At 76.1% G+C, this 15600-nt stretch carries 2 protein-coding genes; both read left to right on the plus strand.

The genetic code is table 11. From position 1 onward, the window contains the following. The first annotated feature begins 22 nt into the window (after positions 1-22). A complete protein-coding gene (locus tag OG989_RS13570; protein WP_442791930.1) occupies positions 23-5230 on the plus strand; it encodes a type I polyketide synthase in 5208 nt (1735 codons plus the stop codon). Further along, complete coding sequence (locus OG989_RS13575; protein WP_442791931.1) at positions 5202-15599, plus strand: SDR family NAD(P)-dependent oxidoreductase; 10398 nt, start codon at positions 5202-5204, stop codon at positions 15597-15599. The genes OG989_RS13570 and OG989_RS13575 overlap by 29 nt, the downstream gene beginning before the upstream one ends. The last annotated feature ends 1 nt before the right edge of the window (position 15600 follow it).

The raw sequence follows: 15600 nt of genomic DNA on the forward strand, positions 1-15600 counted from the left end.
CCCCCACCGGTCCGCCCTTGGAGTGACGTCGATGCCCGACAACGAGGAAAAGCTGCTCGACTACCTCAGGCGGACGACAGCGGAGCTGCGCGAGACGCGGCGGAAGCTGCGTGACGCGGAGGAGGCCGCGCACGAGCCCATCGCGATCGTCGGCATGGCGTGCCGGTATCCGGGGGGCGTGCGTACGCCGGAGGACCTGTGGGACCTGGTCGCCGCCGGACGCGACGGGATCGGCGGCTTCCCCACGGACCGGGGCTGGAACGTGGGGGAGCTGTACGACCCGACCCCAGGCACGCCGGGCCGGTCGTACACCCGCGAGGGTGGCTTCCTGCCCGACGCCGCGGACTTCGACGCCGAGTTCTTCGGGATCAGCCCGCGCGAGGCGTTGACCACGGACCCGCAGCAGCGGCTGCTGTTGGAGACCTCGTGGGAGGCGTTGGAGAACGCGGGCATCGACCCGGTGGGGCTGCGGGGCAGTGCCACCGGCGTGTTCGCCGGGATGATGTACCACGACTACACGGGCAACAGCTCCACGGGCTCGATCGCCTCGGGCCGGGTGGCGTACACGTTCGGGCTGGAGGGGCCGGCGGTCACCGTCGACACCGCCTGCTCGTCTTCCCTGGTCGCCCTGCACCTCGCCGGGCAGGCGCTGCGCAACGGCGAGTGCACGCTGGCGCTGGCCGGCGGCGTGACCGTGATGGCGACCCCGGAGACGTTCATCGAGTTCTCCCGGCAGCGCGGGCTGTCGCCGGACGGCCGCTGCAAGTCCTTCGCCGCCGCCGCCGACGGGACCGGCTGGTCCGAGGGCGTCGGCGTGCTCGTGCTGGAGCGGCTGTCGGACGCGCGGCGCAACGGCCACCGGGTGCTGGCGGTCGTTCGCGGCACGGCCGTCAACTCCGACGGGGCCTCGAACGGCCTGACCGCCCCGAACGGGCCGGCGCAGCAGCGGGTGATCCGGGCCGCGCTGGCCAACGCGCGGCTGTCGGCGAGCCAGGTCGACGTGGTCGAGGCGCACGGCACGGGCACGGTCCTGGGGGACCCGATCGAGGCGCAGGCGATCCTGGCCACCTACGGGCGGGACCGGGACCGGCCGCTGTGGCTGGGCTCGATCAAGTCGAACATCGGTCACACCCAGGCCGCGGCCGGCGTCGCCGGCCTGATCAAGATGGTGGGCGCGCTGCGGCACGGGCTGCTGCCGCGCACCCTGCACGTCGACGAGCCGTCCCCGAAGGTCGACTGGTCGGCGGGGGCGGTGTCGCTGCTGACCGAGCCGGTGGCGTGGCCCGCCGGCGACCGCCCGCGTCGTGCCGCCGTGTCGTCGTTCGGCATCAGCGGCACCAACGCGCACGTGGTGCTGGAGGAGCCCGAGCCGGCGGAGGCCCCCGAGCCGGTCGCCGCGGCCGAACCGCCGGTGATCCCCTGGGTCCTCTCCGGACGGACTCCGGAGGCGGTACGGGCGCAGGCCGCGCGCCTGGCCGGCGCGGTGGCGGGCCGCGATCCCGAGGACGTCGGGTTCGCCCTGGCCGTCGGGTTCACGCTGGCCGTCGGGCGCACCGCGTTCGAGCACCGCGCCGCGGTGGTGGGCCGCGACCTCGCGGAGCTGGTACGCGCGCTGGAGGCCGGCGTGCAGCCGACCCCCGCCGGCACGGGCGGGCGGCTCGCCTTCCTGTTCACCGGGCAGGGGGCGCAGCGGCCGGGCATGGGCGCCGAACTCGCCGCCGCGTACCCCGTCTTCGCCACCGCCTTCGACGAAGCCTGCGCTGCCCTCGACAAGCACCTCGACCGGCCCCTACGCGAGGTCATCGACACCGACGAGCTGCACCAGACCGGCTACACCCAACCCGCCCTGTTCGCCTTCGAGGTCGCCCTGCACCGACTCCTCGAATCCTGGGGCGTCCACCCCCACGCCGTCGCCGGACACTCCATCGGCGAACTCGCCGCCGCCCACATCGCCGGCATCCTCGACCTCACCGACGCCGCCACCCTCGTCGCCGCCCGCGCCCGCCTCATGCAGGCCCTCCCCGCCGGCGGCGCCATGATCGCCGTCGAGGCCACCGAGGAACAGGTCACCCCCCACCTCACCGGCACCGTCGGCATCGCCGCCGTCAACACCGGCACCAACGTCGTCATCTCCGGCGACGAGGCCGCCACCCGCGCCGCCGCCGAGGCACTCGCCGCCCAGGGCCACCGCACGAAGCGCCTCACCGTCTCGCACGCCTTCCACTCCCACCTGATGGACCCCATGCTCGACGACTACCGGGCCGTCGCCGCGTCCGTCACCCACCACGAACCCCGCATCCCCCTCGTCTCCACCGTCGACGGCCAACCACTGCGGCCCACCGCCGACCACTGGGTCGACCAGGTCCGCCAGGCCGTCCGCTTCCACGACGCCGTCACCACCCTCACCACCACCCACCACGTCGACACCTTCCTCGAGATCGGCCCCGACACCGTCCTCGCCACGGCCGCCGCCACCGGCGACGCCACCGCCATCGCCACCACCCGCCGAGGACAACCCGAGACGCACACGCTCACCAGGGCCGTCGCCGCGCTCCACACCCGCGGCGTCCCGGTCGACTGGCCCACGTTCTTCGCCGGCGCCCGGACCACGGAGCTGCCGACCTACCCCTTCGAGCGCCAGCGGTACTGGGCGGAGAACGCCGCCGCGACCGGGGCGGCGAGCCGGCTCGGGCTCGCCGACACCGAGCACCCCCTGCTCGGCGCGGCCGTCGCGCTGCCCGACTTCGACGGCGTCGTCTACACCGGCCGGCTGTCGACCGGCACCCACCCGTGGCTCGCCGACCACGTCGTCGCGGGCGTCGTGCTCGTTCCCGGCGCGGCGCTCGTCGAACTCGCGGTGCACGCCGCGGACGCGGTCGGCTGCCCGGTGCTGGAGGAGCTGACCACGGTGGCCCCGCTGGTCCTGCCCGCCGACGGCGCGGTGCAACTGCGGTTGCGCGTCGGCGAGCCGGACGGGGAGGGCCGCCGCACCGTCGAGATCCACTCGCGCGGCGAGCACACCGAGAGCTGGACGGCGCACGCCACCGGACTCGTCGCCGCGGAAGCGGTCACCGCGCCCGACACCGTGACCGAGTGGCCCCCCGCCGACGCCCGGCCGGTCGACCTGACCGACGCCTACGACCGGCTCGCCGACTCCGGCTACGAGTACGGGCGGGCGTTCCGTGGCGTCACGGCGGTCTGGGAACGCGGCGACGAACTGTTCGCCGAGGTCACCCTCCCCGAGGCGGACGAGCGGTTCGCGCTGCACCCCGCCCTGCTGGACGCCGCGCTGCACGCCCCGCTGCTGGCCGACTCCGCCGGCACGGGCAACACCGTGCTCCCGTTCTCGTGGCAGCAGGTGGTGCTGCACGCCACGAACGCCACCGCCCTGCGGGTCCGCATCGCCCCCGTCGACTCCGGCTGGGCGATCACCGCGACCGACGGCACCGGCGCCCCCGTGGTGTCGGTGGGCAGGCTGGAGACCCGGCCGGTCGGCGCGCTCGACGCCCGCCCGACCCACCACGACTCGCTGTACGAGCTGACCTGGACCCCCGTGCCGGCCGCCGCAGGGCAGGACGGGGACGTACGGCTGCTCGACACGACCACGTTCCCGCCCGCCTCCGCCCCGGCGGACACCCCGGCCGGCGTCCGCGCCGTGCTGCACCGCGTCCTCGACGAGCTCACGTCCTGGCTGGCCGAACCCGCCGGCTCCCGCATCGTCGTGCGTACCCGCGGCGCGGTGGCCCTGCCCGGCGAGGACGTCACCGACCTCGCGGGCGCCGCCGTCTGGGGGTTCGTCCGCTCGGTCCAGGCCGAGCACCCCGACCGCGTCGTCCTGGTCGACGGCGACGTGCTGCTGGCCGACGACGAGCCGCAGCTCGTGGTCCGCGACGGCGTCCCGTACGCCGCCCGGCTGGCCCGGGCGGCCACCGCCGACCCCGTCGCCACGGACCTCGGCGCCGGGACGGTGCTGGTCTCCGGCGCCTCCGGCGCGTTGGGCGCGGTGGTGGCCCGGCACGTGGTGGCGGTGCACGGGGTGCGCGACCTGCTGCTGGTGTCCCGCCGTGGCGCGAGCGCCCCGGGCGCCGAGGAGCTGGCGGCGGAGCTGACCGCGTCGGGCGCGTCGGTGCGCTGGGCGGCCTGCGACGTGGCCGACCGGGACGCGGTGGCGAAGCTGGTCGCCGGCTGCGACCTGTCGGCGGTCGTGCACGTCGCCGGCGTGGTGGACGACGGTCTGCTGGCGTCGTTGTCGCCGGAGCGCCTCGACCGGGTGCTGGCGCCGAAGGTGGACGCGGCGTGGCACCTGCACGAGGTGACGGCCGGGACGCCCCTGTCGGCGTTCGTGGTGTTCTCGTCGGCGGCGGGCGTGTTCGGCAACGTGGGCCAGGCGGCGTACTCCGCCGCGAACGCGTTCCTCGACGCGCTTGTCGTGCGACGCCGGGCGGCCGGCCTGACCGGGCAGTCCCTGGCGTGGGGCATGTGGGACGGGGGGATGGCGGGCGAGCTGACCGGCGCGGAGCGGCAGCGGCTGGCCCAGGCGGGCGTACGCGCCCTGCCGGTCGACGAGGGCCTGCGCCTCTTCGACGCCGCGCTCACCTGCGCCGCGCCGGTCCTCGTACCCATCGGGCTCGACCTCGGTGTGGTCGACGGTCCGCTCTACCGCGGCCTGGTCCGCCCCCGGACCCGGCGGGCGGCCTCCACCGGCGACGGCCTCGCCGCGCGCCTGGCCGGCCGGTCCGGACCGGAGTGCGCGGACCTGCTGCTGGACCTGGTCCGCACGAACGTCGCGACGGTGCTCGGGCACCGCGACCCCGACGCCGTCGACCCCGGTCGCGCCTTCACCGAGCTGGGCTTCGACTCGCTCGCCGCGCTGGAACTGCGCAACCAGCTCAACGCCGCGACCGGCCTGCGGTTGCCCGCCACCCTGACCTTCGACCGGCCCAACACCCGCGCGGTCGCGGAGCTGCTGTACGAGCGGCTCGTCCCCGACACCGGCAGCGACGGCGGGCTGCCGGAGGACGAGGTCCGCCGCATCCTGCTCGCCATCCCCCTCAGCCGGCTCCGGGACGCCGGCCTGATGGACAGCCTGCTCGAACTGGGCGGCGTCCGGGTCGCCGCCGCCGAGCCGGACGCCGCACCCAGCGGATCCATCGACGACATGGACGCCGACGCACTGATCAGCATGGCGCTCGCCGACCTCGGTGAAGCGACGACGGAAGCGGGGAGCTGACCACATGGCCAACTCGGAGGAGAAGCTCGTCACCGCGCTGCGGGCCTCGCTCAAGGAGAACGAGTGGCTGCGGGAGCAGAACCGCAAGCTCAACTCGACGCTGCGCGAGCCGATCGCCATCGTCGGCATGGCCTGCCGCTACCCGGGTGGGGTGCGGAACCCCGACGACCTGTGGGACCTCGTCGCCGCCGGCGGGGACGGCATCACCGGCTTCCCCACCGACCGCGGCTGGAACGTCGCGGAACTCTACGACCCCACGCCCGGCACGCCGGGGCGGTCGTACACCCGCGAGGGCGGCTTCCTGCACGACGCGGCCCAGTTCGACCCGGAGTTCTTCGGGATCAGCCCGCGCGAGGCGTTGACGATGGACCCGCAGCAGCGGCTGCTGCTGGAGACCTCGTGGGAGGCCCTCGAGAACGCCGGCATCGACCCGACCGGGCTGCGCGGCAGCGACACGGGCGTCTTCGCCGGGATGATGTACCACGACTACGCGGAGAACAACGCCACCGGCGCGATCGCCTCCGGCCGGGTGGCGTACACCTTCGGGCTGGAGGGGCCCGCCGTCACCGTCGACACCGCGTGCTCGTCGTCGCTGGTGGCCCTGCACCTGGCCGTGCAGGCCCTGCGCAACGGCGAGTGCTCGCTCGCGCTCGCCGGCGGGGTCACCGTGATGGCGACCCCGGAGACCTACGTCGCGTTCTCCAAGCAGCGCGGGCTGTCGCCGGACGGCCGGTGCAAGTCCTTCGCCGCCGCCGCCGACGGCACCGGCTTCGCCGAGGGCGTCGGCATGCTGATCGTGGAGCGGCTCTCCGACGCCCGGCGCAACGGGCACCAGGTGCTCGGCGTCGTCCGCGGGACGGCGGTCAACCAGGACGGCGCCTCCAACGGCCTGACCGCCCCGAACGGGCCGGCGCAGCAGCGGGTCATCCAGGCGGCGCTGGCCAACGCGCGGCTGTCGGCCAACCAGATCGACGTGGTCGAGGCGCACGGCACCGGCACCACCCTCGGCGACCCGATCGAGGCCCAGGCCATCCTCGCCACCTACGGCCAGGACCGGGACCGGCCGCTGTGGCTCGGCTCGGTCAAGTCCAACATCGGTCACACCCAGGCCGCCGCCGGCGTCGGCGGCATCATCAAGATGGTGCTCGCCATGCGGCACCGGCTGCTGCCGAAGACGCTGCACGTGGACGCCCCCAGCGACCAGGTCGACTGGACCGAGGGCTCGGTCGACCTGCTGACCGAGGCCGTCGCCTGGCCCCGGGGCGCGGAGCCGGCCCGCGCCGGCGTCTCGTCGTTCGGCGTGAGCGGCACCAACGCCCACGTGATCATCGAGGAGCCGCCCGCGCCGGAGGCCGCGCAGCCCACCGTGGCGGCGACCGGGCCGGTGCCCTGGGTGGTGTCCGGCCGTACGCCTGAGGCCCGGTGCGAGCAGGCGGCCCGGCTGGCAGCCTACCTCGACCTGCACCCCGCCGCCCCGGCCGACGTCGCCGCCGCCCTGGCGACCCGCGCCCGGTTCGAGCACCGGGCGGTCGTGGTCGGCGCGGACCCCGCCGAGCTGCGGGCCGGCCTGGCCGCCGTCGCGGCGGACGAACCCGGGCCGACCGTCGCCACCGGCGCCGTGCTGGGCGACGAGCCCCGGGTCGTCTTCATGTTCCCCGGCCAGGGCTCGCAGTGGGCGGGCATGGCCGTCGAGCTGATGGACACCGCCGAGGTGTTCGCGGACCGGATGGACGAGTGCGCGCGGGCCGTCGACGCGTTCACCGACTGGTCGCTGCTGGACGTCGTCCGGGGCGTGCCCGGCGCGCCGTCGCTCGACCGGGTGGACGTGGTGCAGCCCGTGCTGTTCGCCGTGATGGTGTCGCTCGCGGCGCTGTGGCGCTCGTACGGCGTGCGGCCCGCCGCCGTGGTGGGGCACTCGCAGGGCGAGATCGCCGCCGCCGTCGTCGCCGGCGCGCTCACCCTCGACGACGGCGCCCGGGTGGTCGCGCTGCGCAGCCGGGCGATCGCCGCCGGGCTGGCCGGTCGCGGCGGCATGGCCTCGGTGGCGGCGCCCCGGGCGGACGTGGAGGCGCTGCTCGCCCGGTGGGGCGAGCGGATCTCCGTCGCGGCGGTCAACGGTCCCGCCGCCACCGTCGTCTCCGGCGAGCCCGACGCCCTCGCCGAGCTGCTGGCCGCGTGCGAGGCCGACGGCGTGCGGATGCGGATGATCCCCGTGGACTACGCCTCGCACTCCGCGCAGGTCGAGGCCATCCGGGACGAGCTGCTGCACGTCCTCGCCGAGGTGCGGCCGCGAAGCGCCGACGTGCCGCTGTACTCCACGCTCACCGGCGAGGTCGTCGACACCGCGACCCTCGACGCCGACTACTGGTACGCGAACCTGCGCGGCACGGTCCGGTTCGAGGACGCCATCGACCGCCTGCTCGCCGACGGGCACGACGTCCTCGTGGAGATCAGCCCCCACCCCGTGCTCGGCATGGGGGTACGCGAGATCCTGGACCGCGCCGACGCCCCGGCCGCGCTCGTCGGCTCGCTGCGGCGCGACGAGGGCGGCCTGTCGCGCTTCCTGCTCTCCCTGGCCGAGGCGTACGTGCGCGGGGTCGCCGTCGACTGGTCCCCGCACACCCGCGGCGCCCCGGCCCCGCTGCCGACGTACGCGTTCCAGCACCAGCGGTACTGGCAGCTCGCGGCGGCGTCCGCCGTGGACGCCCGCGGCCTCGGCATCGACGTCGTCGGCCACCCGCTGCTCGGCGCCGCGCTCACCGTCCCGGAACGGGACCTCGTCGTGCTCGCCGGCCGGATCAGCCTGGAGACGCACCCGTGGCTGGCCGACCACGCCGTCCTGGACACCGTCCTGCTGCCCGGCACGGCGCTTGTCGAACTGGCCGTCCGCGCCGGCGACGAGGTCGGCTGCCCGGCCGTCGAGGAACTCGTCATCACCGCCCCGCTCGTCGTGCCGGCACACGGCGGGGTGGCCCTGCGGCTCACCGTCGAGGCACCGGACGAGCACGGCCGCCGCGCGCTCGGCGTCTACGGGCAGACCGACACCGAGGCGAGGATCGGCATGTGGACCCGGCACGCCACCGGTGTCCTCGCCGCCGCCGCGACAGCGGGGGAGCACCTCACCGAGTGGCCGCCCGCCGACGCGCTGGCCGTCGACCTCGGCGACCTGTACGACCGGCTCGCCGGGCTCGGCCTGCGGTACGGCCCGGTGTTCCAGGGCCTGCGGGCCGCGTGGCGGCGCGGCGACGAGACGTACGCCGAGGTGGCCCTGCCGCAGGGCGTCGACGTCGACGGGTTCGGCCTGCACCCGGCGCTGTTCGACGTCGCCCTGCACGCGCTCGCCGCGGACGTCGGGGACGGGGCGGCGAAGCTGCCGTTCTCGTGGAACGGCGTGACGCTGCACGGGGCCGGCGCGACGAGCCTGCGCGTCCGGCTCACCAGGACGGGGGCGGACAGCGCGGCCCTGCTCCTCGCGGACCACACGGGCGCCCCGGTCGCCTCCGTGGCGGCGCTCACCGTACGCACGGTGGCCCCGCAGGCGCTCAAGGGACGCAGCGGCTTCGTCGAGTCGCTGTTCCGGCTGGAGCACGTGCCGCTGCCCGCCGGCCGGGGCGAGCGCGGCACGTGGCAGACGCTGGGCGACACGGCGGTCTTCGGCGCGCCGCCGGTGGCGCTGGCCGACGTGGCCGCCGACACGCTCTTCCTGCCGTGCTTCTCCGACGCGCCCGGCATCGCCGCGGTGCCCGACCTCACGGCGTACGCGCTGAGCACGATCCAGCAGTGGCTCGCCGATCCCCGCCAGGCCGAGACCAGGCTCGTCGTGGTGACCCGCCCGGACGACCTCGCCGGCGCGGCGGTGCACGGCCTGGTCCGCTCCGCGCAGGCGGAGAACCCGGAGCGGATCGTCCTGCTGGAGGCCGACGACACCGCCGACGAACTGGTGGCGGCGGCGCTGGCGACGGGCGAGCCGGTGCTCACCGTCCGCGACGGCGTGGTGCGCGCGCCCCGCCTGGCCCGGGTGCCCGAGCAGGACGTCGCCGGGCCGGCGGTGTTCGGCCCGGACAGCCGGGTGCTCGTCACCGGCGGCACCGGCACCCTGGGCGGGCTGGTCGCCCGCCACCTGGTCACCGGGCACGGCGTACGCGACCTCGTGCTGACCAGCCGCCGCGGCCTCGCCGCCGCCGGCGCGGAGGAACTGCGCGACGAACTCGCCGAGCTGGGCGCGACCGTGACGGTGCTGGCGTGCGACGTCGCCGACCGCGACCAGGTCGCGGCGCTGCTGGCGGCCCACCCGGTCACCGGCGTCGTGCACACGGCGGGCGTGATGGGCGACGCCACCATCGCCACGCTCACCCCCGACCAGCTGGCCGCGGTGCTGCGACCCAAGGTGGACGCGGCCTGGCACCTGCACGAGCTGGCCAGGGACGTCACCGCCTTCGTGCTGTTCTCCTCGGCCGCCGGCATCTTCGGCAGCCCCGGCCAGGGCGCGTACGCCGCCGCGAACGCGCTGCTCGACGCGCTCGCGGCGCGGCGCCGGGCCGCGGGACTGCCCGCCCACTCGCTCGCCTGGGGGCTGTGGGCCGAGCGCAGCGAGATGACCGCCGACGTGGGCGGCGCGCAGCTGGGCCGGATGGCGCGCAGCGGCATGAGCGAGCTGTCCAGCAAGGACGGCCTGGCCCTGTTCGACGCCGCGGTCCGGTCGGCCGACGCGCTGCTCGCGCCGGTGCCGGTGGACCTCGCCGCGTTCGGCCGCGACGACCGGGAACCGCCGGAGCTGCTGCGCGGCCTGGTCCGCGCCCCGGCCCGCCGGGCGGTGGGCGGCTCCTCCCTCGCCCAGCGGCTGGCCGAGGTGCCCGGCGAGCGCTGGGCCGAGGTCGTGCTGGAGGTGGTGCTCACCCGGGTCGCGTCCGTCCTCGGCTACGCCCGGGCGGACAAGCTGCCGGCCGGACGCCCCTTCAAGGAACTGGGCTTCGACTCGCTCACCGCGCTCGACCTGCGCAACCAGCTCGGCGTGGCGACCGGGCTGCGGCTGCCGGCGACCCTGGTGTTCGACTACCCGACGCCGGAGGCGCTGGCCGGCTACCTGGTGTCGCAGTTGGCCGGCGGGCGGACCGCGACGGCGGACGTCGCCGTGACCCGGCACGACCACGAGCCGGTCGCGATCGTCGGCATGGCCTGCCGCTTCCCCGGAGACGTGCGTACGCCCGAGGACCTGTGGCGGCTGCTGGTCGGCGGCGGCGACGCGATCGGGCCGTTCCCCGGCAACCGGGGATGGAACCTCGACGCGCTCTTCGACCCCGACCCGGACACGTCGGGCACCAGCTACGTCGACCAGGGCGGCTTCCTCCACGACGCGGCCCACTTCGACCCCGGCTTCTTCGGCATCTCCCCGCGCGAGGCGCTGGCGATGGACCCGCAGCAGCGGCTGCTGCTGGAGACCTCGTGGGAGGCGCTGGAGCGGGCCGGCATCGACCCGACCAGGCTGCGCGGCAGCCGCACCGGCGTGTACGCGGGCGTCATGTACAACGACTACGGCACCGTGCTGAGCGCCTCCGCCGAGTCGGTCGACGGGTTCCTCTCCACCGGCAACTCCGGCGGCGTCATCTCCGGCCGGATCTCGTACACGCTCGGGCTGGAGGGCCCGACGATGACCGTCGACACCGCCTGCTCGTCGTCGCTGGTCGCCCTGCACCTCGCCATCTCCGCGCTGCGCAACGGGGAGTGCTCCCTCGCGCTCGCCGGTGGCGTGTCGGTGATGTCGACGCCGGGCACCTTCCTGGAGTTCTCCCGGCAGCGCAACCTCGCCCCCGACGGGCGGTGCAAGTCGTTCGCGGGCGCGGCCGACGGCACGTCGCTCTCCGAGGGCGTCGGCGTGCTGGTGGTCGAGCGGCTCTCCGACGCCCGGCGCCACGGGCACCCCGTACTGGCCGTGGTGCGCGGCTCGGCCGTCAACTCCGACGGCGCCTCCAACGGGCTCACCGCACCCAACGGGCCGTCGCAGCAGCGGGTGATCCGGGCCGCCCTGGCCGACGCGCGGCTGTCGCCGTCCGAGGTCGACGTGGTCGAGGCGCACGGCACCGGCACCACCCTGGGCGACCCGATCGAGGCGCAGGCCGTCCTCGCCACGTACGGCCAGGACCGGGCCACGCCCGTGCTGCTCGGTTCGGTCAAGTCGAACCTCGGGCACACGCAGGCCGCCGCCGGGGTCGCCGGCATCATGAAGATGGTGCTGGCGCTGCGGCACGGCGTGCTCCCGCAGACCCTGCACGTGGACGAGCCCTCGCCGCACGTGGACTGGTCCGCCGGCGCGGTACGCGTCGCCTCGGAGACCGTGTCGCTCACCGCCGCCGACCGCCCGCTGCGGGCCGCCGTGTCGTCCTTCGGCATCAGCGGCACCAACGCCCATGTCGTACTGGAGCAGGCCGACCCGGCGCCGCCGGCCGACGAGCCGGCCGTGCCGTTCACGCCGTGGCTGCTCTCGGCGCGGACCGAGGAGGGGCTGCGGGAGCAGATCCCGCGGCTGCGCGCCCACGTCGCCGCCGACCCGACGCTACGCCCGGTCGACGTCGCGTACACCCTCGCCACCGGGCGGGCCGGGTTCGCGCACCGCGCGGTGCTGCTCGGCGACGAGGTGGTGACCGGCACGGCCGACGGCGGGAAGCTCGCCATGGTCTTCACCGGTCAGGGGTCGCAGCGGGTCGGCATGACGGCGGAGCTGATGGCCTTCCCCGCGTTCGCGGCGGCGTTCGACGAGGTGTGCGGGGAACTGGACCGGCACCTGGAGCGGCCGTTGCGGGAGGTGTTGGGCTCCGAGGAGGTGCATCAGACGGGGTGGGCGCAGCCGGCGTTGTTCGCGGTGGAGGTGGCGCTGTTCCGGTTGTTCGAGTCGTGGGGGGTGCGGCCGGACTTCGTGGCGGGGCACTCGATCGGTGAGTTGGCGGCGGCGCACGTGGCGGGGGTCTGGTCGCTGGCCGACGCCGCGAAGGTCGTCGCGGCGCGGGGCCGGCTGATGCAGGCGCTGCCGACCGGTGGCGCGATGGTGGCGGTACGTGCCACCGAGGACGAGGTCGTCCCGCTGCTCTCCGACGCCGTGGCGATCGCCGCCGTGAACGGGCCGGAGTCGGTGGTGCTCTCCGGCGACGAGACCGCCACCCTGGCCGTGGCCGAGAAGCTGTCGGGGAAGGGCCGCAGGGCGCGGCGGCTGACCGTGTCGCACGCGTTCCACTCGCCGCTGATGGACCCCATGCTCGACGAGTACCGCGCGGTGGTGGCCCAGGTGGACTGCCGGGAGCCGGCCGTCGCGCTGGTCTCGACCGTCACGGGCGAGCCCACCACGCTGGACGCCGAGCACTGGGTGCGGCAGGTGCGCGAACCGGTCCGGTACGCCGACGCGGTCGCCACGCTGGCCGCGTCCGGGGCCACCACCTTCCTGGAGATCGGCCCCGACGCGGTGCTGACCGCGCTCGGGCGCAACGTGGCCGACGGCGAGTGGATCCCGGCGTGCCGCAAGGGCCGCGCCGAGCCCGAGACCGTGGCCACCGCGCTCGCCCGGCTCGCGGTGCGCGGCACGCCCGTCGACTGGCCCTCGGTGGTGCCGGGGCGGACCGTCGAACTGCCCACGTCCGCGTTCCAGCACCAGCCGTACTGGCCCCGGCCGGGGGCCGGCACCGGCGACGCGAGCGGGCTGGGCCAGACGCGGGCGAACCACCCGCTGCTGGGCGCGGCGGTCGAGCTGCCGGACGGCGGCGCGGTCTTCACCGGCCGCCTCGCGCTGACCACCCACCCGTGGCTGGCCGACCACGCGGTGGCGGACCTGGTGCTGCTGCCCGGTGCGGCGCTGGTCGAGCTGGCGGCCCACACCGGCCGCGAGGTCGGCTGCCCGCGCGTCGAGGAGCTGACGTTGGAGGCGCCGCTCGTACTGCCGGACTCCGGCGGCGTCCAGGTGCGGGTGACGGTGGGCGAACCGGCGTCGGACGGCGGCCGGGAGGTGGGCGTCCACTCGCGGACCGAGGACGGGGACGGGTGGACCACCCACGCGGTGGGCCGGCTGACCCCGGCCGGGGCCGCCGGCGCCGACCTGCGCGCCTGGCCGCCGGACGCGGAGCCGGTCGACGTCTCCACGGCCTACGACGACCTGTTCGCGCGCGGCCTGCGCTACGGCCCGGTCTTCCAGGGCCTGACCGCGGCGTGGCGGCGCGGCGACGAGGTGTTCGCGGAGCTCACCCTGCCCGAGCAGGCCCACGACGACGCCGGCCGCTTCGGCCTGCACCCGGCGCTGCTGGACGCCGTCCTGCACGCGGTGGCGTCGACCGGCGACGGCGACCCGGTGCTGCCGTTCTCGTGGCGCGGATTCACCGTGCACGCGGCGGGCGCCGACCGGCTGCGGGCCCGGATCGTGCCGGGCGACGGCACGGCGGCCATCACCCTGGCCGACGCGACCGGCGCCCCGGTGGCCTCCGTCGAGGCGCTGGCGGTACGCCCGGTGTCGCCCGAACAGCTGGCGGCGCTGCGCCGCGACCGGCACGAGTCGCTGCTGCGCCTGGACTGGACGCCGCTGACCGGGACGCCCCGGCCGCGCACCCTCGCGGTGCTCGGGGAGCGGATCGACGGCCTCGACGCGACCGCGTACCCGGACCTGGCGGCCCTCGCCGCCGCCGTCGACGCCGGCGCCGCGGTGCCCGAGGTGGTGGTGGCGCGGTGCGCCCCGGACCGGGGCGTAGCGGAGGACGCGCGGGCCCGTGCGGCCACCCACCAGATCCTCGCCCTGGCGCAGAAGTGGCTCGCCGACGAGCGGTTCGCCGCCGCCCGCCTCGCCGTCCTGACCGGTGGCGCGGTGGCCACCCGGCCCGAGGACGACGTCACCGACCTCGCCGGGGCGGCGGCCTGGGGCCTGGTCCGCTCCGCCCAGTCCGAACACGGCGACCGGTTCGTCCTGGTCGACGTCGACGACGACCGGGCCGCCGGGACCGGTCTGTCGGCCGCGCTCGGCTCCGACGAGCCGCAGCTCGCCGTCCGCGGCGCCGACGTCCTGGTGCCCCGCCTGGCGCGGGCCGGCGCCACCGACGAGACCGCCGCGACCGCGTTCGAGGGGACCGTCCTGGTCACCGGCGCCACCGGCGCGCTCGGCCGGCTCGTCGCCCGGCACCTGGTCACCCGGCACGGCGTACGCGAGCTGTTGCTGGTCAGCCGCAGCGGCCCCGCCGCCGAGGGCGCGGCCGAGCTGCGCGACGAACTCGTCGCACTGGGGGCCGAGGTCACCGTCGCCGCGTGCGACGTCGCCGACCGGGCCGCCCTCGCCGGGCTGCTGGCGGCGCACCCGGTGCGCGGGGTGGTGCACACGGCCGGCGTCGTCGACGACGCCGTCATCTCCTCGCTCACCCCTGAGCGGGTCGACCGGGTGCTGCGGCCCAAGGTCGACGCCGCGACGAACCTGCACGAGCTGACCGGGGACCTGACCGCGTTCGTGCTGTTCTCGTCGGCCTCCGGGGTGCTCGGCGGCCCCGGCCAGGGCAACTACGCCGCCGGCAACGCCTACCTGGACGCGCTCGCCCAGCACCGGCGGGCGAACGGCCTGCCGGCCGTGTCGCTGGCCTGGGGCCGCTGGGAGCAGGCGGGCATGGCGGAGCAGCTGACCGAGGCCGACCTGCGGCGCATGTCGCGCTCCGGCGTCGGCGCGCTCCCCGTCGAGGAGGCGCTGGAGCTCTTCGACGCGGCGCTGCACACCGGGGGCATGGTGGCGCCCATCAAGCTCGACCACCGGGCCCTGCGGGAACGCGCCGTCGCGGGCATGGTGCCACCGGTGCTGAGCGGGCTGGTCCGGGTGCCCGCCAGGCGGACGGCCGACGCCGACGCGGGAGCGGCCGACGCGCTGCGGCAGCGGCTCGCCGGCCGGGACGCCGAGGAGGCCGAGGCGATCCTGCTCGACCTGGTGCGTACCCAGGTGGCGGGGGTGCTGGCCTACCCGGACCCCGGCGCGGTCGCCGCCGACCGGCCGTTCAACGAGCTCGGCTTCGACTCGCTCACCGCGGTCGAGCTGCGCAACCGGGTGAACGCGGCGACCGGGCTGCGACTGCCCGCGACGCTGGTGTTCGACCACCCCACGTCGAAGGCCCTCGCCGCGTACCTGCGGGCCGAACTCTCCGGCGAGGCGGGCGACACCAACGCGGTGCTGGCCGCGTTCGCCGAACTCGACCGCCTCGAGGCGGTCCTGTCGGACGTCGACGAGCAGTCCCGCACCCGGCTGACGCTGCGGCTGCGCGACGTGCTCTCGAAGCTGGGCGGCGAGCCGGCGTCCACCGGCAACGACATCGATTCCGCGACCGACGACGAGGTCTTCGCTCTCATCGACAGCGAGCTGGGGATCTCATGAC

Source organism: Micromonospora sp. NBC_01740, assembly GCF_035920365.1.
Classification (GTDB): Bacteria; Actinomycetota; Actinomycetes; order Mycobacteriales; family Micromonosporaceae; genus Micromonospora; species Micromonospora reichwaldensis.